Origin of the sequence: Vibrio sp. 10N.247.310.17 (genome assembly GCF_041466605.1) — a bacterium.
In the GTDB taxonomy this organism is placed as follows: domain Bacteria; phylum Pseudomonadota; class Gammaproteobacteria; order Enterobacterales; family Vibrionaceae; genus Vibrio; species Vibrio tasmaniensis_A.
The window spans coordinates 1-25,145 of record NZ_JBFSTC010000020.1 but is presented as its reverse complement, the minus strand read 5'-3'; the positions used below and the strand labels follow the sequence as shown (position 1 = coordinate 25,145).

18 protein-coding genes are annotated in these 25,145 nt (G+C 44.4%); 8 read left to right on the top strand and 10 right to left on the bottom strand.

The window, feature by feature from the left end; all coding sequences use genetic code 11:
- Nucleotides 1-131 precede the first annotated feature (131 nt).
- Entirely contained in the window at nt 132-1,322 is a 1,191-nt protein-coding gene (locus AB6D80_RS08230; protein ID WP_372188245.1) for a GGDEF domain-containing protein, read from the top strand.
- On the opposite strand, the gene AB6D80_RS08225 is transcribed toward AB6D80_RS08230, so the two are convergent.
- The 4 genes from AB6D80_RS08225 to AB6D80_RS08210 form a co-directional block, all read right to left on the bottom strand.
- Complete coding sequence (locus tag AB6D80_RS08225) at nt 1,309-2,190, bottom strand: multidrug transporter (protein ID WP_372188243.1); 882 nt, start codon at nt 2,188-2,190, stop codon at nt 1,309-1,311. The genes AB6D80_RS08230 and AB6D80_RS08225 overlap by 14 nt on opposite strands.
- Nucleotides 2,191-2,313: 123 nt before the next feature.
- On the bottom strand, nt 2,314-3,645 hold the full coding sequence (locus tag AB6D80_RS08220; RefSeq protein ID WP_012600236.1) for an MFS transporter: 1,332 nt from the start codon (nt 3,643-3,645) through the stop codon (nt 2,314-2,316).
- A gap of 217 nt (nt 3,646-3,862) precedes the next feature.
- Complete coding sequence (locus AB6D80_RS08215; protein ID WP_372188241.1) at nt 3,863-5,374, bottom strand: DUF1214 domain-containing protein; 1,512 nt, start codon at nt 5,372-5,374, stop codon at nt 3,863-3,865.
- A gap of 105 nt (nt 5,375-5,479) precedes the next feature.
- Nucleotides 5,480-6,268, bottom strand: a complete 789-nt coding sequence (locus tag AB6D80_RS08210) for a hypothetical protein (RefSeq protein WP_012600238.1) — start codon at nt 6,266-6,268, stop codon at nt 5,480-5,482.
- A gap of 130 nt (nt 6,269-6,398) precedes the next feature.
- Here AB6D80_RS08210 and AB6D80_RS08205 point away from each other — a divergent pair, with 130 nt between their 5' ends.
- Nucleotides 6,399-7,325: a LysR family transcriptional regulator gene (locus tag AB6D80_RS08205; RefSeq protein WP_009845787.1), complete on the top strand. Its 927-nt coding sequence runs from the start codon at nt 6,399-6,401 to the stop codon at nt 7,323-7,325.
- A 43-nt stretch (nt 7,326-7,368) separates the two neighbouring features.
- Here AB6D80_RS08205 and AB6D80_RS08200 read toward each other — a convergent pair whose 3' ends face one another.
- Both AB6D80_RS08200 and AB6D80_RS08195 read right to left on the bottom strand, forming a co-directional pair.
- The gene (locus AB6D80_RS08200; RefSeq protein WP_372188239.1) at nt 7,369-10,026 is read right to left on the bottom strand and encodes a response regulator; all 2,658 of its coding nucleotides are present in this window, start codon (nt 10,024-10,026) and stop codon (nt 7,369-7,371) included.
- On the bottom strand, nt 10,023-11,210 hold the full coding sequence (locus tag AB6D80_RS08195; protein WP_372188237.1) for an acyl-homoserine-lactone synthase: 1,188 nt from the start codon (nt 11,208-11,210) through the stop codon (nt 10,023-10,025). Before AB6D80_RS08195 ends, AB6D80_RS08200 begins: the two co-directional genes overlap by 4 nt.
- Before the next feature lie 428 nt (nt 11,211-11,638).
- Here AB6D80_RS08195 and AB6D80_RS08190 point away from each other — a divergent pair, with 428 nt between their 5' ends.
- The gene (locus tag AB6D80_RS08190; protein WP_102568570.1) at nt 11,639-12,031 is read left to right on the top strand and encodes a cystatin domain-containing protein; all 393 of its coding nucleotides are present in this window, start codon (nt 11,639-11,641) and stop codon (nt 12,029-12,031) included.
- A gap of 125 nt (nt 12,032-12,156) precedes the next feature.
- Here AB6D80_RS08190 and AB6D80_RS08185 read toward each other — a convergent pair whose 3' ends face one another.
- Both AB6D80_RS08185 and AB6D80_RS08180 read right to left on the bottom strand, forming a co-directional pair.
- The gene (locus AB6D80_RS08185) at nt 12,157-12,750 is read right to left on the bottom strand and encodes a hypothetical protein (protein WP_372188235.1); all 594 of its coding nucleotides are present in this window, start codon (nt 12,748-12,750) and stop codon (nt 12,157-12,159) included.
- Between the two features lie 221 nt (nt 12,751-12,971).
- Nucleotides 12,972-14,570, bottom strand: coding sequence for an isocitrate lyase (locus tag AB6D80_RS08180; protein ID WP_372188233.1), 1,599 nt, complete (start codon nt 14,568-14,570; stop codon nt 12,972-12,974).
- A gap of 141 nt (nt 14,571-14,711) precedes the next feature.
- On the opposite strand from AB6D80_RS08180, the gene AB6D80_RS08175 reads away from it, so the two are divergent.
- Together AB6D80_RS08175 and AB6D80_RS08170 are read left to right on the top strand one after the other, a co-directional pair.
- Nucleotides 14,712-15,665 (top strand): LysR family transcriptional regulator, encoded by a 954-nt coding sequence (locus tag AB6D80_RS08175; RefSeq protein ID WP_017077357.1) that lies wholly within the window; start codon nt 14,712-14,714, stop codon nt 15,663-15,665.
- 155 nt (nt 15,666-15,820) lie between these two features.
- Nucleotides 15,821-18,004: a malate synthase G gene (locus AB6D80_RS08170; protein WP_372188232.1), complete on the top strand. Its 2,184-nt coding sequence runs from the start codon at nt 15,821-15,823 to the stop codon at nt 18,002-18,004.
- Between the two features lie 210 nt (nt 18,005-18,214).
- Here the strand turns inward: AB6D80_RS08170 and AB6D80_RS08165 are convergent, their stop codons facing one another.
- Nucleotides 18,215-19,642, bottom strand: a complete 1,428-nt coding sequence (locus tag AB6D80_RS08165; RefSeq protein WP_372188230.1) for an NAD-dependent succinate-semialdehyde dehydrogenase — start codon at nt 19,640-19,642, stop codon at nt 18,215-18,217.
- A 452-nt stretch (nt 19,643-20,094) separates the two neighbouring features.
- On the opposite strand from AB6D80_RS08165, the gene AB6D80_RS08160 reads away from it, so the two are divergent.
- Together AB6D80_RS08160 and AB6D80_RS08155 are read left to right on the top strand one after the other, a co-directional pair.
- A complete protein-coding gene (locus AB6D80_RS08160; protein ID WP_372188229.1) occupies nt 20,095-20,667 on the top strand; it encodes a hypothetical protein in 573 nt (190 codons plus the stop codon).
- Nucleotides 20,668-21,151: 484 nt separating this feature from the next.
- Nucleotides 21,152-22,759: a BCCT family transporter gene (locus AB6D80_RS08155; RefSeq protein WP_269334650.1), complete on the top strand. Its 1,608-nt coding sequence runs from the start codon at nt 21,152-21,154 to the stop codon at nt 22,757-22,759.
- A gap of 202 nt (nt 22,760-22,961) precedes the next feature.
- On the opposite strand, the gene AB6D80_RS08150 is transcribed toward AB6D80_RS08155, so the two are convergent.
- Complete coding sequence (locus tag AB6D80_RS08150; RefSeq protein WP_372188227.1) at nt 22,962-23,888, bottom strand: M14 family metallocarboxypeptidase; 927 nt, start codon at nt 23,886-23,888, stop codon at nt 22,962-22,964.
- 174 nt (nt 23,889-24,062) lie between these two features.
- Here AB6D80_RS08150 and AB6D80_RS08145 point away from each other — a divergent pair, with 174 nt between their 5' ends.
- On the top strand, nt 24,063-24,968 hold the full coding sequence (locus AB6D80_RS08145; protein ID WP_372188225.1) for a DUF808 domain-containing protein: 906 nt from the start codon (nt 24,063-24,065) through the stop codon (nt 24,966-24,968).
- Nucleotides 24,969-25,145 lie beyond the last annotated feature (177 nt).

The window sequence follows — 25,145 nt, the reverse complement described above, 5'->3', positions numbered from 1 at the left end:
GACAAGAATCTCTGCATATGTGACCCATCCCTTATTTTATAAAATATAAAGATTCATATGGTGAATGTTTTTGTGGTTTGTATGATTATTAACCATGTTGAAATTTGGTTGCGTATGGAAGATAGAAAATCATGGATGGTTTTTCGCTGGATATGAGAACGCTTAATTTTATTATTATTTTGTTCTCTTTCACTTACTGCATTGGCTTATTGCTGTTCCAATTTACGCAACAGCCAATTAAAGGGCTCTCTAGCTTTTCCCTTTCAATATTTGTTATTGGAACTGGGCCGTTGATGTTGAGCCTAAGGGGGGAGTTACCGGATTGGGTCACTGTTATTGGTGCCAATATGGTCATTGCGCTAGGCTTTCATCTCGCTTTGTATAGCTTATGCCTGTTCCGAGAATACTCTTTAAAATGTACCTACCTCAGCAGTTTGATGATGTTGGCTCTTCTGCTAGGTTTTATTCACTTCACGTACTATGAACCTTCCATCAAGGCTCGAATTATTCTCATTAGTTTCTATTTAGCCTTTGTCACTCTTTGCACTGCGTTTGTGGTGTTAAAGGGTCAACGTGATGACTTGAACTTAGCTACTCGGATGATGGCCTTATCATTTTTGATATATGGCGGGTTTATGGTTTTCCGAGTATTAGTGACGCTATTTTCAGCTGAGCTTCAGGATTTCATGGCAGCCGCACTCATTCATCAACTTGCCTTTTTAATGAGTATTGTTCTTATCGTGTCGATGAGCTTCACAATGCTTTGGTTGATTAATGCAAGGTTGCTTAGGTCTATTCATGACCTGTCTTACAGCGACCCTTTAACGGCACTTGGAAACCGCAGAGCATTAGATGAAATGGTTCCAGTCATCATGAAGCAGGCGGGGACTACGCCTGTAAGTGCCATTATGATGGATATTGATAATTTTAAGTCAATCAATGACCAACACGGACATATTGTAGGTGATCTCGTCATCAAGTCTTTTGCTGAAATGGTTCAAAGTGCGATAAAAACATCGCCAACAGCCAGCGCGTTTCGTTTTGGCGGAGACGAGATAATGATTTTATTGCCCAATGTTAATTTTCTACAAGCACAGGTTATTGCTTGTAAGCTGCGATTGTCTATTTCAGAGATCTCAGCAGTGCAAGGAAATGAGATGTTTCTGACGTCGAGTTTTGGTGTTGCTCAGCTTCACCCGCATGAGAGTTGGAATGGGTTTATTAGCCGAGCCGACAAAGCGTTATATCAAGCGAAAACAAACGGTCGCAATATGACTTCAATTTGTCCTAGTCATATTAACGAGCTCGTCACTGCCACATAACCAATACTGCTGCGATAGAGAGTAAGATGAGTGCAACAATGTCTTTGCGTGCGATGCTTTGCCCTAACCAGAAGTAGGATATCAACACCATGAAGATCACTTCGACTTGCCCGAGTGTCTTTACGTACGGCACGGCTTGAAGCGACATCGCGCTAAACCAACCCAGAGAACCGATAACACTCGCTAGGCTTGTCATCACCACCAGTTTAGATTTCTTGAATATCTGGCGCAGCGTGTCTCGCTCTCTGAAAAAGAGATACGTACAGATAATGCATGTCTGAAGAGTAATGACCAGAAACAGCACCCAAGCAGCGCTGTGAGGGAAGGGCAGCCCTATGCTCAAGCTTGCTTCACGTACCCAAAGAGACGTTAAAGCAAAAGCGGTGCTACAAGCCATACCTAATAAGAACACTTTCGGGGACAAGCTTCGCCAGCCAGAAGCGCTACTCATGATTAGTACGCCTAACGTGCCAATAAGCACGCCAATCCAACCTGTTAATGTTAAAGCAGTTCCAAAAAACAATACGGATAACACAGCAGATACGGGGGCTTCACACTTGGCTAAGCCTGCTCCTATCGCATAGTTTTCGAGCTTAAATAACATCACCATTAAGCCCGTCGCGAGGATCTGCATAATGGCTGCTGCAATAATGTAGAAAACAAACTCACCCGAAAAATCAGGTGTGGATACTGGCTTCCATTGATAGAGGGCGCACAGATAAATTAAGGCGATTGGGCCTGCCCAGATAAAACGTGCCAGCGTCACACCAGCAACACTCATGGTGCCACTTAACTTGCTTTGAAAGGCATTGCGCCAAGATTGGCTGAAGGCTGCGAGAAGAGTAAAAGCTATCCAACTAAAAGACATGACGCTTCCATGTGTTATGTAATTTGATGATTATCTTAACAAAAAATCACATGATAAGAAGCGACATGGTCTATTTATAGCCAGAGGCTCACTTTTACTCTCCATTCAGTATCAGTACGTTCTTCAAAAGATCGGCTGTTTTTTGTTTTTGAAATAGAACAACGCGCTAATCAAAACGAACAATAAGGTGAAGTAATAGAAAAACGAAGACAGTGAAGCTAAGAAAGCGAGGTTCTGTTCTATTTCTTGTTCGGTGTAGCCCTGAGACACCAGTTTATAGTAGTAAGCGTACAAAATGCCGATCAGCCCATATCCGAGATTAAACATCAGGCCTTTAAAGCTGAGGACAGTGGCTCGGTTGTGTGATTCGGTTTTTTTATTCAGGTGGTAGCTAATGAAAATGTTCATCGTCATGATAATAAAAATCAGTACTAGTGCTGGAATAACCCCGTAAATCGTCCAACCTAAACTGATCCAATAATAAGTCGCCATGCTTGCTAAACCCATAACCACAATGAAGGTTTTAGGCTCCATGCTTTCTGCTAGCCTACGGCTTTGCCCCGCCAATATGATTTTAAGCAAACTGATCCCCGCGCCAATAAAACCGAAGTAGATAATAGGAATATCGATGGCGAGATAATATTGGCTGTTCATGGTTAGGAACATTCTTGAGGTGTGTTCGAACAGGCTGTAATACAACAACATGAACAGCACGTAAGGCGTAGCAAGTACCCACTTACCTGTGTCAGCTGTTAATTTAAGGCTGGCGATGGTGGTTGCCAATTTGGTTTGGTCGCTTGGCATTACCTTTTTCTCTTCGCGCATATTAATCGCGGCATAGATGGCGATCATCGCTACAAATAGGGTGGCGAACACAGGAATACGCATCAGATCTTTAGTGCTTTCTGGTTCAGATAGTCCAAGGAAATGAAAGATGTTCGCCATAAAGTTCACGTCGTACATCGCCGCGCCAATTAGTGTGACAAAGATACCGACCGTTGAGGCGACACGAAGCTGAATTTGCAGCACTCGAGGCCACAACTCTTCATTGCCTTGTTCTTTTAAGGTGTCGTAAGCCAATGCCTCGTCGGCGCCGCTGGCCAGTGCCATCGCTAAGCCACTGAGAATCCGGTTAATCAGAAAGACTATGAATACCAAGTCGGGGTTTCCGGTTGGTACTAGCGCTATCATGGCGATCTCAACAAACATCACAATCGAAGACAGCACCACCAGTTTCTTGCGGCCTAAGGTATCGGCGAATGCACCCGACGGTACTTCAGCAAGCACAATGGTGGCCGCCCAAACTACATTGAGCATCGCGAATTGAGACAGGGTTAACCCGTAATCTAAATAAAGTAGGGTGAATATAGGGTAGTAAAAACGCGCAAAGTAGCTGCTTCTAAACATTAAGAAGTAGCGGACATTGGGAATGTTAAGGATCTCTTTGAGCGTCATGATAATTTCAGTAATTTAGATAACACATTATTATGTATAACCCTTTTACTCTTTTAAATCATGGAATTGTTTCAAGAATCAGAAAAACAACTAGTTGAGTTTATTTCGCAGCGCCTTTGAAGGCTAGAAAGGTAGCAGGATTAAAAAGAGGAGCGCTGAGGCTCCTCTTTTATCGTGGGTCGTAATGGACTTTATCGTTAGTACATAGACTTAGCGGCTAGTCCACTCGCTTAAAGTTAGGCAGTAAGGTTTCTGGCTGTTGCGCTACAAATGCTTTACTTGGTGAGTAAGCGCGGAAGTAAACAAACCAGTTTTCATCTTCTCGGGTTTGCACCCAATTCGCTTCATTTACATCAGCAGGCTTAGTTGGCGAGAAGTGGAAGGTGTAATTGCCTTGCGAATCTTTAACTGTCCCTTCAATGTTAGAACCCACGTCGGCACGCTCAATTTCGTTGTCGATGATGGCGCGGTTCTCGACGTTGTAGACAGTGATGGTCCAGAATAAATCGGCGAAATTTACATCTCCATCTAGCGTCAAAGTATAGTGGTTACTGCCATTTAGCCCTTTGCCATTGTCGTCACGGTAGTTGTCTAGGTAGATCTGACCCCAACCGCCGTTCTCAAATCCATGCATTGCAATGTCGTTAGTGACGGCTTCATAAAACCAAGCTGCACGTCCATCGAGGTCCATACCATAGTGACGGTCTTGGTTTGGTGTTGAAGCCGTTGCGATTTCCCACGAATTCCCTTCTTTGCCATAAGCCGCGTGTGGTAGACGTTCAGTCTTGTTGAAATCGATGTTTTTAACCATAGCTTCACCCATGATTACAGCTTGTTCTAAGATGTCACGCTGCTGAGCTGATGGAGTAAATGCTTTGCCTTTTTCAATACCTAGTGGGCGTAACATGTCGTGCATCATGCGGTCGCGCTCTGCTACAGGTTCGGCTTGGATCGCTTCATTCAAGGTCTCCCAAAATGCCATACCACGTGGGTGCTTAGCATCGTCACCACGTTCAGGGAAGTTCACGCCTTTGCTACTGAGCGGCTTGCCGTTAAGGTCAGTAATTTTTAATGCTTCTAAGTCTTTCATACGTTGCTGATCTGACTTAGCCATTAAGCGAACACCCAAGAAAACATTATTGGTATCAGACTCAAATACTTTTGCGCCTTTTGGCAGGTTACTCGGCGTTTCAGAACCTTTCGCTTTTACCACGTAGACGCCCGGCTCAGTCATCTGAGAAATACCGATTTGCCACATGGTGTGTACCGCGCCACGCAGTTCATTTGTGGGAATTTCTATAACAACGGGCTCTTTCTCTACGTTAAACCAAGTAATCGCGTAAGGCGTAGAGGTATTGTAAGTTAAACCTCCTAGCTTAGATTCATGAGACTCAACATAAGTAATTTGACCATCCTCTGCCCCCATGTCGGCATAGGCTTGTTTCCATGCGTAGTTTGACACCAAAGGCACGGACCAAATGTAAGCTTGTGACGCGCGTTGATAGTCCATCAGTTCAAACAGTTTTGCAGAGCTTTCTTGTGTTGGAATGCCATGAAGAAAGTCGGTTTCGAAAGTAAAGTCACCTGCACGCGTTTGGATCGTTTCTGTCGCATCACCGTTGCCTGCTATCGCTGTGGCTGAAAACAAGGCTGTTACAGAAACTAGCATGGCAGCTGAGCGTAATGGGCAAGTGAAACTACCAACAAAGGCTTTAGATATCATATTCATAATGTGTCCTCAAAACTCAAAATTATTCGTCAAAACGGGAATGGCTCGTCGAACAGAAATCATTGGTTCAAACTGAAAGAGCTCATCCAAGCAGAAAGTGACTGCTTAAAACTGATAGTTAAATTCGATGCGGTGATCACCGTCTTCGATACTGGTGTTTTCTGTCCAATTTGCAAAATAACGAACGTTCGCCCTTGGGTTAATCTGGTAGCTCGCAGCAAACTCATGTGCGAGTACAGAATCACTGCCCTCGAATCCATAATCTTTGAACGTTGATGAACCAGACATCGTGCCTAAATACATAGGGTTATAGTTCAACCAAATCTTGTCGGTAAGTTGCATTTTTGCGTACATACCCGCCACGTAGAAAGTACCGTGCATGTTGTAGCGATCACGAAGTTGATCCGCGTCGAGGTTGCCTCCAGAGCCTTCAACCAACTCCTCACCTGCAGCAACACCAACACCCGCAAGCGGATAGAAGTTAAACATGCCCATTTGTGGAAGAGCCTGTATAAAGCTGTATGACGCACTACCTTGATTACTATCGAAATCCCAAGACATATCGACTTGTGTGCCTCGACCATTGGTTAAGTCTACGCCGAAGTTTCTGAAACGAATCGAATCGATAGTGTCATCTGCGCCTCGGTTATTCCAACCAATGGCTTCACCAGCGATGCCTTTGACTTCGAAGACATTCATACCCATGGTCGTATCGCTACCAGTGTCATAGGTTTGCCCGATTTTCAGGTTTAAGCCTTTGTCTGTGTAACCGAAGCCACCTTGTGTATAGACGGCTAACGGATCTGACATATCTTGAATTTCGGCTTCTTCCGCGAAAGCGACACTTGCCAGAAACAAAGGAGTTAGAGAAAGGATTGAACGTTGTAATAACATAGATGCCTCATAAATTTATCTCACTACATCCGTGTACTGCGTGAAGGTGAGGTAACTATACAAAGTGGACATCGTTAAGTTAATTCATATAAACTTAACCATTCGTTAAGTATTGGTTTATGGTTTGGGTGTGAAACTGAATAACGTCGATTTGAACTTATTGAAAGTGTTTGTGGTGGTGTATCAGGAAAAAAGCTTGCGCAAAGCAGCTGAAAAGCTGTTTGTCTCGACACCAGCGGTAAGCCAAAGCGTCAAAAAGCTTAAGGAATCATTAGGTGAAGAGCTATTTGTTTTGTCCAATAAGCAGTTTCTCCCGACGCCTTATTCTGATGAACTGTATCGACGTGTTTTTCCACTATTGGACGGGTTGGTCACGGCGATAGAAGAGGGTAAACAGTTTACTCCTGCCGAACTAAGCGAAGATTTTAAGATAGAGGCGAACCCGCACCTTTTGCCTTGGTTAACACCCTCTCTGTTTCATCAACTCTCAGATGAAAGTCCACTTTCGAGGTTGATTAGTCATACTAGCTCCCAAGATTCACTGGAAAGACTTAAGAGTGACGAGATTGATTTTGTTATTCACTTTGAAGCTGAAAACCTGCCCGCCGAGATCATTGCTGTGCCTCTCGTAACCCTAAAATTTGTATTGGCAGTAAGAGTCGACCATCCTTTTAAAGAGGATGTAGCACAGATTGATGATTTGTTGTCCTTTCCATTTGCGCATGTTGACCTTGCTTACTTCGATCAAAACAAACACTCGCGATTGGAAGAAGAAGTTTTAAGCCAAGGTAAATCGATTAATATGGCGCTTCGAACGACGTCAGTTGTTGGGTTAATAGAAACGATTAAGCATTCCAACATGATCGCACCCTGCATGCCTCCGGTGATCGAACAGCACAAGGGAGTATTGCGCTCGATTGTGATTGAAGGATTAGAAGAAGATGCAGAGAAAATGGAGGTATTTGCCTATCTTCATAAGAAAAACCAACATTCTGCCAAATACAAGTGGTTACTGGATTTGATCGAAACAGCGATGATTGAGGCCAACCATCAGTGAGTTCTAATCGTTTTTTTTCATTGATTCACTTAACCGTAGTCAGCTATTCATTTTCTGTTTCTTTAGAAGCGTTTGGCGCCCAGCCTTTCTCTAGCCAGTTGTCCAGTAGGTGTTGCAGTGCGTTCAAAGAGGTTGGCTTCTCTAGGCGACCGTCCATCAGTTTTCTGATCATGTCTAGCTCTCGTTGTCCTGATTCACCAGACAAAGCAATAATTGGTGTTTGAGGTGAGCGCGCCTTGATGATCTGGCTTGCGTCAAAGCCATTCATTATCGGCATTTGTACGTCCATTAAGATCAAATCAACTTTGTGTGATCTGAACAGCTCGACAGCATTTTCCCCGTTTTTAGCTTGCAAGCTATTTACGCCAAGTCGGCTCAGGTACATCTGAACAAGCGTGCGTTGCACTTCTTTGTCATCAACAATAAGTACCGTCGGTGCAAGATGGCTTGATGCTGGTTGATTTTCTGCTTGCGTGCGTTCTGTTTGCTTACTTTCTGTTAGCGTACTTGCCGGTTCAGGTTCTATATCACGGCTTGGAGTTTGGCTCTCTGGTTTTACATCAGCTTCGGCTTTATCTTCCGTCGATTGGTTGTGTTTCCAACCGTTGAAATAAGGCGTACGCAGCGTCTCCGCTTTTGGAGCATTGGGTACAATAGGGAAGTACAGGTGAAACTCAGTAAATTCACCAAGTTTGGAATGGCATTCTACTCTGCCACCAAATGAGCGCATCACTCGTTGGCAATAACCCAGTCCTAAGCCGCTACCACCGCTTTTTTGGAAAGAGAAAAAGTCATCAAAGACCTTATGAACAATGGCTTCGTCAATGCCGGGGCCGGTATCACGAAATGTGAGAGCGTTCTCGTAAGATCCTGTTTTGGTGCTGATCTCAATTTGGCTGTCTGGGTAAGAATCAAAGTAATAGATTGCATTGCGTATCAGATTGAAAATGACGAAGTTGAATAGAGTTTCATTTAGTTTTGCCACAAAATCAGCGTGTTGTGGTAAACGAATTCGCTCAATGATCTTCTCGTTCTCAAAGCCATAGTGGCTGACGGCTTGGTCCACGGCCTTGTGGATAGATGTCATGGTGATTGGTCCATGCTCAGGCGAGCTGTCACTGACTTCTCGTAAGATGATATCAATCAGTTGTCGCCCGCGTTGAATCGCTGCTTGGCCATTCTCAATGTCAGTCAAGATTTGTTGAGTTGGTGCTTGATTATCAATGTGCTGCTTTAACACCTCAAAATGCAGTTGCACTTGAGCGAGTGGGTTACGCATCTCATGAGCGATCGAGTTAGCAAGAGCACGACTTTGGCGAATTCGTCTATCGGCTTCGATGGTGCTTTGTACACGCGTTAACAAGGTTTGCAGTGCAGAGATTTCTTCATTAGAGAACATACGATTGTTGCTTTTGTGCGATGATACTAGCAAGTGTGTGACTGATTTTTTGTGTCCGAATAGTGGCATTACCAACGCGGTGTTGTTTGAACTCATCTTGTCATAAAGTGCTTTTAGCGGCCGTTTAGCGAGCGCAGTATCATCTAGCTCTTCAGAAAGCTCATCGAACACTAGAACGGACTCTTTGCTAGATAGGTAATCTTCGTAGAAGGTTTCGTTGTAATTACTGTTAACTAGTCGAAGCTTATCTTCTGGGATTTGCAGTTGGCGACCTAAACGACGCATGGCATCGTCAATCGACAACTTAAAGCCTTCTTCTAATGCGAGTATCTGTTGTACCGGTGTCTTTTTGTTTCTATAGACAAGCAATGAGGAGTAAGGACTTACACGTTTGTAGATTGGACTCCATGTAATGCCGATAATCGCGCAGATGGGTATCGCTAATAGCCATTGGTTACCGTCAGTTAGGGGAATAAATACCGTACAAAAAGGTATCACTAAAATTGCACACACCAGCAGCACATTAAGGCTTATGTATGTAAGGTATTTGAAACTGTAGAAGCGAGAGGTCAGCAGAGCATAGCCTACAAATAACATCTCACTAAGCGACAACGCTGGGGGGAGCCAAGTGAGCGAGAAATCACGTAGGAAATAGGCAACGCCAATGTGAATCGTTGCTGTAGATAGCATGAATACCAAGATGCCTGTAATCATGTAGTTGGCTTTGGCTAATGTTAGCTTGCTGCTATTGGTACGCATGGTCACTAGATTAGTCAGTGTAAGGGCAATCAAGCTGATAACCCCAATGAAAAAGTAGGGTGTATGCGGGCCAAACTCGATCACGAATTGGCTTGGAGCCGTAATGGTGACATCTTCTACCGTTAACCCTGGGGTCAAATTGATATAGAAAGAGTAGCCCGTCATGCTCGCGAGAATGGTTTGTTGCCACCTATGGATTTTACCACTGCGGTTTTCGGCTGCGAGCTGACACGAGAAGTAATACGCAAAGGCAAAAGCAAGGAAAGAGCTGAGGTTGGCCAACTTTGCTGCGAATATGGCTGCTGTGGTGCCAAGTCCTGGCAACAAGCCAGTGTGGAAGTAGGCATTACTGCTGATCCACGTAATAATACAGATGGAATATGCGATGTAAGGTATATGGTGTGTCCCCACTATCGCTTCGTTCTTTTGTTTAAGGCGATAACAATAGTAGAACAGCCACATTACAACAACAGCGACCGTTGCAAGCAGAGTGATGGCTTTAGCATAGAATATCGCCTCTAGCCCAAGATCAAACGTCTTCATATTATTTGCCACGCTGTATTTTTATTTTCACGGAGGCACCGTCTATAGTCTCGAAAGTTGACATGATTGAATGCCTTCAACATCAGTTCAATATTCCATAACCCGCGGTAAGTCAGTAAGTTCGTTTCGTTCAAGTCACAAGACCCTAGCGGCAAGTATGCTTGTGGTTCGATAGCCTTGTAAAAATCGAGTATCAAAGGTTGATCTATAATGGTGAAACCAATTTTATAGCTCGCTTGATGTAACAAGTTAAGCATCTCTTTTTGAGCAAGATAAAGGAAGTAGACTTTTTGTTGAATATTTCCACTCACGGTTAGGCGTAGAATTTCACATACAGCTTGCATTTCGGCTAATTGTAATTGGAACTTATTATCGAACTCTGGAATAGAGTCACACTTTGATAGGGCCGGTTGAGTAAAAATATGTAGCTCTGCCAGTCCCTTATAACCACGTCTGGATAAACCGTACTTCCATTTGTCGTTGCTAAACATGGGGGCGTAGCTTAGCCAAGTCTCATTTTTTGACCAGTCCTGAATTAGGGCTGAAGAGACTAGGGTTGGAAAGGCTTCATCTGTTGGGTGTTTGAGTAGAATAAAGTGCTTACCTGTTTGTGATAAGTGGAGTAAAGGCAGCATCTCATACCACTTCTCACCTTTAATAAAAACCTCAAGGTTGCTTAAAGCAATAGCATCGTTGATTGGTATTCCTTGAGGGCGACTTGGCGTTTGTACTAAGAGTGGGCTATTTTCTATTTGGTCAATGATTACACCATAGTAAGCACTATCTTTAATGGGCAGATCTATAGGATAAGGGGCATGGGTGCTCAATGGTAATTTTGCTTTGATTGCGGAAATTTCACATTCACACCAAAAGTCCAACCAATGCATATAGCATTGTCCTACCGCTTCCTCTAAGAGAGCAACCTCTGCGGATAAGGTATTTGGATAGCGCTGAACCAGATCGCGGTAGTCCATCACTTCAAACATTACTGAGTCGCTTTTTGTTTGATGTTCAGGGAAAAGCAATTCTATTTGGCTTCGACGATGTTCTGCCACTGTTTTGAAAAGAGCCGTGCGCTGTTGCGGTTGATAAGTGTCGAGTACGAGTTCAACCAGAGCGTGTTGTTTTTTTTCGATAGGCAGGCTGCTAGCCAACAGTGAACCTAAAGACGACATTAATTCCATGTAGTGAACCGCCTAAGTTTATCCAATTGTTTTTATGTGACTTATACCCGTTTATGAGAGATGTATCTATGGCTGATGTTTGAGAGTAGTTACTTTATAAAGTTGCCCTAACTTTTTGTGCGTTTAGTTTCTCAAAAACAAGCTGCATTTAAAGTGGGAGTTTACTACTTGTACTAATCCTAAACAACATGGTTTCGCCATTTTTCAATCAATTCATGAACCCCTAAATTAGTGTATTCTCAAATACTTACTTGTCTGCTTATTGTCCGGCTTTGGTTTTCTGACAGTGCTCTGTATTTATAGATTAGTTACACCATAATCTCTGATGAAGTGATGACATTCGAGGTTTAAGCTTGCCTGCATATGAAACATCATTACAGGTAATCTCTCGTAAATGACTGACTGAATGAACGATGTAGAGAGAATTTATGAAGAAAGTACGATTAACATCATTACTTGGAGTAGCAACCTTGCTTAGTGTCGCTGTGTTAGCAGGATGCAGTCAGAAATCTGAGGTTCCAGTTCAATCACAAGAGAATGCGAATCCGATTTGTAGCACTAAAAATCTGACGGGTGGTTGGTCGCAAAGTGATATCACACCACAAGCTAAGCAAGCGTTAGACGTCGTTCTTGGCCAAATGAACACCTCTGCTAAGCTCAAACAGATCTTGAGTGTTCGAACTCAGGTTGTCGCGGGTTTGAACTATGCTATCGAGTTTGAAATGGATAATGGTGAAGTGTGGAATACCGTTGTGTATCGCTCGCTACAAGGTGACATTGAAATGACGCAACCTGCACAGCAAGGTCGTCTGTGTCCATAGATCAACTGGTCCATAAATTTACTGGTCTATTGATTAACTAGCATGTGAATAACTTCGCACATAAAAAATGGCTCCTACTTAGGAGCCATTTTTTATTCTGAATAGTGCTTACGTAATGAACCTGATTAACTGGTCAGTTCCGGCTCTGACAGCTCTGGTTCATAAAGCTCTTGCACGCAAGCACGACTGATGTCTTCATCAATGTAGGCCATTCCAAGTTTATTGAGATAATCCATACGATCCGCAGTGCGCAGTTCGATGCTTGGGCCTGCGATGTTGTTCTTTTGATAGATCTCAGTTAAGTGAGCCATGAATTGCTCGCCAACACTCATCATTAATAGGCTCATTGCGCCAACGTCAGGCCTTACTTTGGCACGTTGTTTATCCGTTAAATTTACCGCTAATACGATAGGGTGCTCTTCACCCTCAAAACGAGTGCTGCGCTCGCGAATGGTTTGCTGAGCCCAGTAGTAGGCCAGTTCTTTACTCTGTGTTAAGAAGACGGGCTCAACGGATTCTGTGTAATTATTGCCAATCGTTGCCATGGTTTTTGAAGCGGCTTCATTGAGCGCTTTGTCTCCAGAGCGCTTTAGCCCTTGACCTTGAATAGACGCGAGTAAAGCTGAAGATGTGCCGTGATACCAAGTATCACCCGTTGCGAAACCATTTTCTGATAACAGTGTTTTTGCATCTTGTAGGTGTGTCGGTATTGAAGTCATAGGCACTCTCAAAAAATAAGAATCTCAACAAATAGGAATCTGAACAAATATGTATACAGTTAGCTTAAACAGAAGTTGTTCGGTTAACCGTGGTGTGGAACACAAATCTGAGGCTTTGAGATGAAGCCGGCAGTACAAGCTTGATCCCAAAACCTCCTCCCTCCCAGCACCTAACAGGGAAAAGGGAGGGGGAGATTCTAGAAGGGAAACGCTGTTAACGATTAATCAAATTGATTAGACGTATTCGCTTCACCCGCTGCTTTTAGTGCATTTTCACCAGCAAAGTATTCTTTGTGGTCGTCACCCATGTCTGAACCAGACATATTTTGGTGTTTAACACATGCGATACCTTGGCGAATCTCTTTACGTTGAACATTAGCAACGTAGCCCAACATGCCTTGGTCACCGAAGTATTCTTTTGCAAGGTTGTCGGTAGACAGTGCTGCTGTGTGGTAAGTCGGCAGAGTAATCAAGTGGTGGAAGATACCCGCTTCGCGAGATGCGTCCGCTTGGAATGTACGAATCTTCTCGTCAGCGCTTGCAGACAGTTCAGTTTCATCGTATTCCGCACTCATTAGGCTTGCACGGTCGTAAGCTGATACATCTTTACCTTCTGCTGCCATTGCATCGTATGCTTGTTGGCGGAAGTTTAATGTCCAGTTGAATGATGGAGAGTTGTTGTAAACCAGTTTCGCATTAGGGTGTACTTCACGTACGCCGTCCATCATCTCTTTGATTTGACCGATGTGTGGTTTCTCAGTCTCAATCCAAAGAAGGTCAGCACCCGCGTTGATTGCTTCAATACAGTCGAATACACAGCGGTCTTCACCCGTACCTTCGCGGAATTGGTATAAGCCTGAAGGCAGACGCTTAGGACGAACTAGCTTGCCGTCACGGTTGAAGCAAACATCACCTTCAGCCATATCTGCAACATCAATCTCTTCAACATCTAGGTAAGAGTTGTAGATGTCACCTTGGTCGCCTGGCTCTTTCACTACCGCGATTTCTTTTGTTAGGCCAGCACCTTGTGAATCGGTACGAGCAACGATGATGCCGTTGTCGATGCCTAGTTCAAGGAAAGCGTAACGAAGTGCGCGAAGTTTTGCGTGGAAATCAGCATGAGGAACCGTTACTTTGCCGTCTTGGTGACCACATTGCTTCTCATCGGCTACTTGGTTTTCGATTTGTAGACAACATGCACCCGCTTCAATCATCTGCTTAGCCATTAGGTAAGTCGCTTCTGCGTTACCGAAACCTGCATCGATATCCGCAATGATTGGCACTACGTGTGTTACGTGGTTGTCGATTTTGTCTTGGATTCGGTCTTGTAGATTCACATCGCCAGCTTCACGTGCCGCATCTAGTTGACGGAATAAGCCACCTAGTTCACGAGCATCTGCTTGGCGTAGGAAGGTGTATAGCTCTTCTACTAGGCCAGCAACCGAGGTTTTCTCATGCATTGATTGGTCTGGAAGTGGACCGAAGTCAGAGCGAAGTGCCGCGACCATCCAACCTGAAAGGTATAGGTAACGACGGTCTGTCTTGCCATCAAAGTGCTTTTTAATCGAAATCAGCTTTTGTTGGCCGATGAAACCATGCCAGCAACCCAGAGACTGAGTGTATTGAGAGCTATCTTCGTCGTAAGCCGCCATGTCTGCACGCATAATATCTGCCGTGTATTGCGCAATATCCAGACCTGTTTTGAATTTGTTTTGAGCTCGCATACGGGCTGCAGATTCAGGGTTAATTGCATCCCATGGAGCACCAGCAGCGCTTTTTGCAACTTCAATCTTTTCGATATCTTGTGTAATTTGCGACATAACTATTCCTTAGTTTCACGTGGACATGTTGGCCAATTTGGCGAGGTCATTTGATTTGGATTAAATCTAACCATGGACAAAGAATAACCATGTATGTGATAATTTTGTTAATTTATAGTTATTATGTTCGGTATTTTTCTTATGAATATTGCTCGTGTAGACCTTAATTTACTTGTGTATTTAGACATGTTGCTACGTGAAAGAAACGTAACGCGTGCAGCAAATCAACTGGGTATTACTCAGCCAGCCATGAGTAATGGCCTACGCCGACTGCGTGATCTTTTTGAAGACCCGCTGTTAGTGAGAACCAGTGAAGGGATGATACCGACCGAGCGAGCACATAAGTTGCAGCCACTGATTCGAAACATCTTGGTTAATGTAGAGAAGACACTGCAGCCGACCACGGAATTTAATGCAGAAGACAGTGAACGTGTGTTTCGTATCATGGCGAGTGACTATGCTGAGTCGACTATTATTCAACCTCTTCTGAAAAGGTTAAGCGAGATCGCGCCGAAAATACGACTGGATATCATGACGCCAAGTGACGTGAGTTATCAGGATGTGGAGCAAGGCACTGTTGATATTATCATCAACCGTTTTGACGACATTCCACAGTCGTTCCATCAGATGAGCCTTTGGCACGACGGGTTTTCTTGCCTATTTAGTTGTGATAACCCAATAGCGGACAACTTCGATATTTTGTCTTATCTAAAGGCGCAACATATCTGGGTAAGTAAGACCGGAATGGGAACCGGAGTTGGGATCAACCCAAGCGAAGCGCAAAAGCTCGGTTGGATAGATGAAGCATTAATGCGCATTGGTAAAACGCGCAATATCACGGTGTTTACTCGACACTATTTGTCGGCGATTCTCTTCGCACAACAAAAGAATCTGATCCTGACCATTCCAACCAAAGCGGCTCAACTGCAGCGCAATAACCCTAGATTGTTGATCAAGCCTGCGCCATTTGCGATTGAACCCTTTGAGGTGAAGATGGCGTGGAGTCCATTGTTACAAACCAATCCCGACCATCAGTGGATGCGTCGCTTGATTAAAAGTGTCGCTAATGAAATAGAGAGTGGTGTGACGGAATAACACAGTTTGTAGGGTATTTTTTTTGTGAATATCCAGCATAACTGGCATAAATTAGCTAAATTTATGTCCGTTGCGTAAGTTTAATCTAGTAACGTAAATTTAAGCCAGTTACTTAGATTTAATGAGTAGTCATCAGTTAGTTTGAGAGAGATTTTATGAGCAGTCGTATTCAACAGGGAAGCTTGAACATTGATAGCACCCTCTACCAATTAATTAATGAGCAGGTAATTCCTGGAACAGGCATTGTCGCTGAAGACTTTTGGCAATCATTTGCAACTATCCTTGAAGACTTAGCTCCCAAGAACCGCGCACTGCTTATCAAGCGTGAAGATCTTCAACATCAAATTGACGTTTGGCACCAAGAGCGTGCGGGACAAACGCTAGATGCGGCCGAGTACAAACAGTTCTTACAGCAGATTGGCTACCTAGTTCCTGAGGGCGATGACTTTCAAGTAACGACCGCCAGCGTTGAGCCTGAAATTGCAACACAAGCGGGTCCGCAGCTTGTTGTACCTATTATGAATGCACGTTTTGCACTTAACGCGGCCAACGCACGTTGGGGCAGTTTATACGATGCGCTCTACGGAACCGATGTCATCAGTGAAAGTGACGGCGCGGAAAAGGGCGGAAGCTTTAACCCGGTACGTGGTGCTAAAGTGGTGAGCTACGCTCGAGGTTTCCTTGATGACGCTGCACCGTTAAACGGTGTCTCTCATAAAGACGTCACCAAATACAGCATCAGCAACGTCAGCATTGGTAATACACTAACAGCGACCTTAGACAATGGCGAAGAAGTCACTCTGATTGATCGCAACCAGTTCATTGGTTATCAAGGTGATGCGAGTTCACCTTCGTGCATTCTTCTTAAACACAATAATCTGCACATCGAAATTCAAATTGACCCGAGCGCACCGATTGGTAGCGTTGATGTGGCTGGTATTAAAGATGTGCTGGTGGAATCGGCTCTCACCACCATTATGGATTGCGAAGACTCGGTAGCTGCGGTTGATGGTGAAGACAAAGCATTGGCTTACCGCAACTGGTTAGGCTTGATGAAAGGTGACCTACAAGAGTCGCTAGAGAAAAACGGCAAAACCATCGTTCGTAACCTTAATCCAGATCGCCAATACACCAGCGTGACGGGCGGCGAGATCTCGCTGAAAGGTCGCAGTATGTTGTTCATACGCAATGTGGGCCACCTAATGACCAACCCTGCCATTATTGATGCTCAAGGCAATGAAGTCCCTGAAGGCATTATGGATGGCATGGTCACCTCGTTAATCGCAATGCACGATTTAAAAGGGAACAGTGCTTACCAAAACTCGACCGCGAACAGTATCAATATTGTAAAACCTAAGATGCATGGTCCTGAAGAAGTCGCGTTCACCAATGAGCTGTTTGGCCGCATTGAAGATGCATTAGGGCTAGATCGATTCACGATCAAAGTCGGCATCATGGACGAAGAGCGTCGTACTTCGGTTAACCTTAAAGAATGTATTCGAGCGGCTAAAGATCGTGTTGTGTTCATCAATACAGGTTTCTTAGACCGAACGGGTGATGAGATTCACACCAGTATGGAAGCGGGACCATTCGCTCCTAAAACACAGCTGAAAACCATGACTTGGATTGGCGCATACGAAGATCAGAACGTTGATCTTGGCTTAGCTTGTGGCCTGCAAGGTAAAGCCCAGATTGGTAAAGGTATGTGGCCAGAGCCAGACAATATGGCGAAGATGATGGACGCGAAAATCGGACATCCTCAAGCGGGCGCAAATACTGCTTGGGTTCCTTCTCCAACTGCCGCGACTTTGCATGCTCTGCACTATCACAAGGTGAGTGTACCAAGTCGTCAGAAAGAGCTTCGTGAGCGAGTGAGAGCGAACGTCGATGATATTCTGACTATTCCGCTATTAGGTAATCAAAAGCTGACCGCTCAAGATATCCAAAATGAATTGGATAACAATACGCAAGGTATTCTTGGTTATGTAGTGCGTTGGATTGACCAAGGCGTCGGGTGTTCTAAGGTGCCAGATATTAACGATGTAGGTTTGATGGAAGACCGCGCTACGCTGCGTATTTCGAGCCAACACATTGCGAACTGGTTACGTCATGGGATTTGTAATGAAGCCCAAGTAATGAAAACCATGAAGCGCATGGCCGCAGTGGTGGATGAGCAAAACGCTGGCGACCCGAGCTACCGTAATATGGCACCTGACTTTGAAAACAGCATCGCATTTTCAGCAGCGTGTCAGTTGGTATTCGAAGGCTGTGCTCAGCCTAGTGGTTACACTGAGCCAGTACTGCATGCTATGCGTCTAAAACTGAAAGCGCAGGGATAGAGAAGCAACCCAATAACAAAAACAGAGAATGTAAAATACTAAAAAAAAGAAACCCCCTTTAACCGAGCCCAAGGTGCCGCGCTTTTATAGCGCGGCTTTTTTTGATTCATTTTTGTGGTGAGAAAGGTGGGGAGTGGGGTAGGTTAGTGATCACTAAGACTTAATTATTTCTGAGCCCTAATCACTGCCGAAACTTAGTTACTACCAACCTTATTTTCCGCCAAAGCAAAGATACTTTATGTCCATGTATTCATCGATGCCTTCTTTTGCGCCTTCACGGCCAATACCTGATTGCTTAACACCGCCGAACGGCGCGACCTCGGTTGAGATGAGACCATCATTAATACCGACCATACCGTACTCAAGTGCCTCTGCGATGTTCCATACTCGATGAATGTTCTGACTGTAGAAGTACGACGCCAATCCATAAATGGTGTCGTTTGCCATCTCAATAAGCTCTTCGTCTGTCTCGAATTGCATCACAGGAGCGACAGGACCAAAGATCTCTTGCTGAACAATGTCCATGCTGTGTTTCACATTTTTAAGAATGACAGGCTGAAGGAAAAGCCCATCAAGCTCTTGAGTTGGCGTCACAGGTGTCGCGCCTTGTTCTACCGCTCTGTCTATTAATGCTTGGATGTTGTTCTTCGCATTCTGACTGACAACAGGACCAATGGTGACACCCTCATCTAAGCCGTTACCAATCTTAAGCTGCTGAACCGCTTGATCGAATTTAGCCACGAACTCATCGTATACTTTACTGTGAACATAGAAACGGTTTGCACAGACACATGTTTGTCCCGCATTACGGAATTTCGACGCCATTGCGCCTTGAACTGCAGCGTCGATATCCGCATCGTCAAACACGATAAACGGTGCATTGCCACCCAGTTCCATTGAGGTACGCTTAATGCCTTTTGCCGCTTGAGCCATCAAGATACTGCCGACTCGAGTCGAACCAGTAAAAGAGATCTTTTTGATCAGTGGGTGTGATGTGAAAAGCTCGCCAATCTGTTCAGGGCTGTCGCCAAGTACGACTTGGAGTAGATCTTTAGGAATGCCCGCTTGGTAAGCCAATTCAACCACAGCAAATGCAGAAAGCGGCGTTTCATCTGAGGGCTTTACAATAAAACTACAGCCAGCAGCAAGGGCAGGAGCGGCCTTACGAGTGATCATCGCAATCGGAAAGTTCCATGGCGTAATTGCACACGCGACTCCAATAGGCTGCTTGATGGTCACCAAGCGTTTGCCAGCGACTGTGCTAGGAATAGAATCACCATAAGTACGTTTGGCTTCTTCTGCAAACCACTCAATAAAGCTCGCGCCATACACGACTTCGCCTGTCGCTTCTGCTAACGGTTTACCCTGCTCAATCGTCATGATTCGAGCCAGATCTTCTTTGTTTTCAAGGATCAGTTGGTGCCAACGGTGCAGTGATGCAGCACGAGATTTAGCTGGAACCTTGGCCCACTCTTTCTGTGCAACATGAGCTCGTTCAATCGCGCTCGCTAACTCTGTTTCTGATGATATCGGTGCGTGCCCGATGAGTTCACCCGTTGCTGGGTTTGTGACTGCAACTGCGTTGTTCGCTTCTGTCACCATAAAAGAGAGTAAGTGCTGGTTATCAATGTTTAGCATCGTGATTCCTTTGGACGTGTTGCTTATTTGTGGGCAGTGAGAGTTAGAGTGACTTCGACCAGGTGTTCGTTGCTCGAAGCTTATGGTTACGACTCAATAATACAGTTTTTTGTTTTCAAGATGAAAACACCTCCCGTTTTTCCTGAAATGATGACCATAGCGTTGCATGTTGACTGTGATTGAGTCGGTTATTGCACAAATTCAAACAACACGTAAACGCGTTTCTACGGAACCCTCAACCCAGTTAAATAAAGGGCTGGGGGCTCGAAATGCCGGTTTGTGCAAAAAAGCAATTTAGTAAAATTCACACTGTGTAATTTTTGTTGTGAAATTGTTTCAAAAATAACAGTAGTATGAAAAACATGGAAACCACACAGTAAAGAACAATTTTGAAAAGGGTCTATTGGGATGTTTGACCTAAATGAAATTTAAAGCCGTACGAGGGATAGACTATGAATATGCTGACACTAGACAAAACAGAACTTCACAGAAACCATTCAACATTTATTGCTGAAGCTGTCTTTGCCGTCGAAATGGTGAAAGCAGACAAGCAACTCGAAAAACAAAAAATGGCGAAACAGTTGCTTGATACTCTATTCCCTCTAGAGACGGGTTCACATGAAGATGTAGTGAGCTACGAGATCGATTACCGACACGTTCAGGTTTACTTCAAGAATGGTGAACATACTGGACTGAAACGCGCTAAACACTTTGTGGCTTACACCGGTGATAAATCTAAGCCTTCAGCAATCCTATTCCGTGATGAAAGCGGTACGCACGTTGAAGTGACAATCGGTGCTCGTAAAGGCACTGGCTACTTAGAATTGGTTGATATTCAAGATATCCAGTTAGAGACATGCACCACGTTTGGCCAAACTGAGGCGAGCCGTTCTTCTGGCATCCGTCACTGGGTGAGCTTAGTGAAAGGCGATGAAAGCGGTCGACCGAACGCTTCAAGTGAAGATAAAGAGTTCACGGCAAAAAATGGCGAAGACTATAACCTAGGTTTTTGCTTCGCGATCTAATGTGCTGTCTTTGAAATGTGAAGTGCTGCTCTGCTAGACGTAGCACTGACATTTGAATACTGATTTCTCTTTTACCTTTGGTAATTTCCCCGCCCCTATAGCGGGGCTTTTTTGTTAGAGCTATAAATAAATTAGGCTGTTGTTGATTTTATCTTTAGAAAGTTTGCATGAGATTTTACAGTGCGTTATTTTTATTTAAAGTGCTGTATTTAAACATGTTTATTTGTTTATTTCATTCTGTTTTTATTGGCTTGACTATCACTATTGACGGTGGTTTGGGTGGCTATTGAGCTAAAACTCAGTCAAAATGCTTTGAGCTGTGCTATAATTCGCGCCTTGGGATTGAGCCAATAAGTCCATTTATCACCAATCATTGTGATTTTTATCGCCTCTATTTAGGTGGTGCGGCGAGCCAATCAAGTAGTAATTGGATATGGAGAGCGTCCTTATATTCGTTGATTCGGATATGCGAACATCATAATTTATGAGTTTTAAATCAAAAAAATACAGTATCGATTCTACTGACTATCAAGTTGGTCAAGATAACGTCAGTAAATGGGGCATGGATGTCCACAACACCGTCTTCATAGCCTCAGTAGGCTTATCTCTTCTCTTCATCATCACTCTTCTTGCTCTTCCTCCAGCAGACGCTAAAGCTGCTATTGATTCTATTAAGGGTGCTGTTTTATCAAAGTTTGACTTCCTGTTTATGTGGGGAGCTAACATCATGCTAGCGTTTGCTGTTGTTCTAGCATTTTCACCGTTGGGTAAGATTCGCCTAGGTGGCGAAGATGCGACGGCGGACTATTCGATGTCATCTTGGATTGCGATGTTATTCGCAGCCGGTATGGGTATCGGGCTTATTTTCTGGGGTGTTGCTGAGCCAACCGCGTTCTTCACGAACTGGTTCGGAACACCATTAGATGCGGAACCTTTTACAGAAGCAGGCCGTGAACTGGCACTTGGTGCAACCGTATTCCACTGGGGCTTTCATGCATGGGCTATCTATGGCATGACGGCGCTTTGTCTAGCGTACTTTGTTTACAACAAAGGCTTACCGCTATCAATGCGTTCTGTGTTTTACCCAATACTGGGTGAACGAGTTTGGGGTAAAACAGGTGATGTGATCGACGTACTAACGGTACTGGTTACTCTGTTTGGCCTTGCGACTTCATTGGGCCTAGGTGGTACGCAAGCAGCAAGTGGTATTAGCCACGTGTTTGGCTTGGAAAACAACATCTACCTTCAGCAATCTATTATCGTTTTGATTATGGGTTTGGCGATCATCTCTGTTATGCGTGGCATGGACGGTGGTGTTAAGTTCCTAAGTAACCTGAACATGGTTATAGCGTTCGTATTCCTTGGTCTTATCGCTGTATTGAACTTTACGACAGTGCTTGATTCTGTGGCGACTGCGGCAACGGGCTATGTGAAAAACATCGTAGCTTTGAGCCAAAGTGCGGGTCGTGAAGACACAACATGGCTGCATGGCTGGACTGTGTTCTACTGGGCATGGTGGGTTGCGTATGCACCATTCTTCGGTATGTTCGTAGCGCGTATTTCTAAGGGCCGTACGGTTCGTGAGTTCCTACTTTGCGTACTGATTATCCCAACATTGGTGACGTCGGCTTGGATGTCGATCTTCGGTGGTGTGGCTATCGAGCAAGTAATTAACCATGTGGGACAACTTGGCCTCGACCAAGGCATTACAGACGTATCTCTAAGCTTGTTCTACATGCTAGATGCTTACTCGTTCGGTAGCATTCTGTCAGTTCTCGCGGTCGCACTGATCATTGTGTTCTTCGTTACAACGTTAGACTCAGGCTCTATCGTTATCGATGGCATGACGGCGGGTGGTAAGCTTGAAGTTCCTGTTAAACAGAAAGTGGTTTGGGCGGTTATCTCAGGTGCTATCGCAATGGTGATGCTGTGGATTGGTGGTACTCAATCTATCCAAGCTCTGCAATCGATCACGATCATTGCTGCACTGCCGTTTACGATCATTCTTCTGATTGGCTGTTTTAGCTTGTTGAAAGGTCTACTGACTGAAGTAGATAAAGGACAAGAAAACGTTAGTGAAATCGCTAAATAAAGTAATCGAGTATGGGGAGTATATAGTTCGCTAATTACTCCTTATTCAGCGTTATTTCAAAGCTCTCTTGTGCTGTGTGCAAGGGCGCTTTTTTATGCCCAAGAAGAAATCAAAGACAAGTAGAAAAGACAAAAAAAAGAGCCACAAGTGAATCGTCACTTGTGGCTCTTTTTAGTTTTAGGGAGCAGCTTTAGCTAATAGCTTACGCGTTCAATTCATGTTGAATTACGTAATCCAAAGCACCGACTACCGCTGCAACTTGAGCGTCATTACACTCTTCGTCAGTCACTTTGTCGCTGTCTGGGTAAACCTCTGTGGTTGTTCCGTACTTACAGTCGGTCACGCCGCCACATAAGCCAAGCTTCTTCATTGGGTAGTTGATCACACCGTGTTGAGTGACATCTGAACCAATGATCTTGCCTTCGTCATCCGCAGGCGCAATGTGCGTTACTTTTTCTACTGAAGCAATGACTGCCGCTTGGAATTCTGGTTGCGGGTTTTCTGTATCGCCAACCGTGTAGAAACCATCTGGGATCATACCTTCGATGTACTCAATACCATCACGAGCAGCGAGTGCGGGTCGGAATTCAGTTTCATCAGAGTCTGTCGTCTCATGCAGGTCAACGTGAACCAATACTTCTGGCAAAGAGGCCACTAAAGCTCGTAGGTTTGCTGATTCTTCTGCTGGCGTATCGTCATAGAAAGAACGGTTTGGATCAACAGCATTTGGGTTCCAGCGGTTGATCACTTCGTAACCCCAAGGGCTTACACAAGGTGCTACTACAATGTTGAAGTGCGCTGCGTATTTCTCTGCTTGGGTCGCTGCAAATTTGATAGCGCCATGCACACCACTGGTTTCGTAACCGTGAACGCCACCTGTAACGAGAATGGTCGGCTTTGACTCGTCCCAGTTTTTGCTCTTAATTGCGAAAAGTGGGAAGCGAGCTTCGTCGTAGCTCAGTGCGCCGTATTGTTCGATGTCAAAACGGTCTGCAAGTGCTTTAATCTTTGGCACAACTTCTTGTTGATATTCACGCTTAACCGTTCTTTGAGCGAACCATGCTTGACGTTCTGCTTGTTGCCATTTTTTTCCAGGCTCACCGATTGGGTAGGAGTATTCACTTTTCATCTATACTTCTTCTTTTATGTTCGTGAAAGATGAAGACAGACTAGTCCTGTCTAGCTGAGACGGCAATAGAAAACACAACTTGTGACTCTATTTTTTACAGACTCATAACTTTGATGAGTGGATTGATGGTGTTACATTTTACCAATTGTTTAATCCCTTAAAAGAGACCATAAAATGGCTGGAGCAAGCTTATTAACGCTACTGGATGACATTGCAACCGTGTTGGATGATGTCGCACTGATGTCTAAGGTGGCAGCTAAAAAAACCGCTGGTGTGTTGGGGGATGATTTAGCGCTGAACGCTCAGCAGGTATCCGGTGTTTCTGCTGAACGAGAGATCCCAGTGGTATGGGCGGTTGCAAAAGGCTCCTTTAAAAACAAGCTGATTTTGGTGCCCGCGGCATTATTGATCAGTGCCTTTATTCCTTGGCTGATCATGCCTTTGCTTTTGATTGGTGGTCTGTTTCTTTGTTTTGAAGGCGCAGAGAAAATCTTAGAGAAGCTATTTCCTCATTCTCATCAAGATGATGAAAAGGGAGAGGATACGAGTACTGGCGAATCCATAGAGGAATATGAGAAGAGAAAGGTCGCAGGCGCGATTCGTACTGATTTCATATTATCTGCGGAAATCATCGTGATAGCTCTGGGTACCGTGACGGGTACAAGTATCGTCACTCAGATTCTTGTCGTGAGTTTGATTGCAGTTGTGATGACGATTGGTGTTTATGGCTTAGTTGCTGGGATCGTGAAGTTGGACGATTTAGGTTTCTATCTCCAGCGAACATCGAATGGGAGTACCATTAAAACTCAATTGGGTAACGGTCTAGTCGCGTTTGCGCCCAAGTTAATGAAGACGCTTGCGGTGGTCGGTACTGCGGCGATGTTCTTGGTTGGCGGCGGTATTGTGGTGCACAACGTTCCTGCGATTCATCATTTAATTGAACCGATTATTATGGATTTTAGTGGACATACGATTGCGACAGCGGTGGTACCGACGCTATTAAACGGTGTGATTGGGGTTTTAGCTGGCTTGATTGTCGTTGCTGTTTGGACTGCGATTGGAAAAATGCGCGGTAAGTAATCGTTCAGTATTTTTATAATAAGACAGTCTTTCATCGAAACAAAAAAGGGTCACCATAATTATTATGGTGACCCTTTTCGTTAAATGGAGGGCGTTTATTTAACAGCCCAAGCGCTTATTTTAGGTTCATCGCGGATTAGCGGGAACTTAAAACAAAAACGGTAGTAAGTGATATGG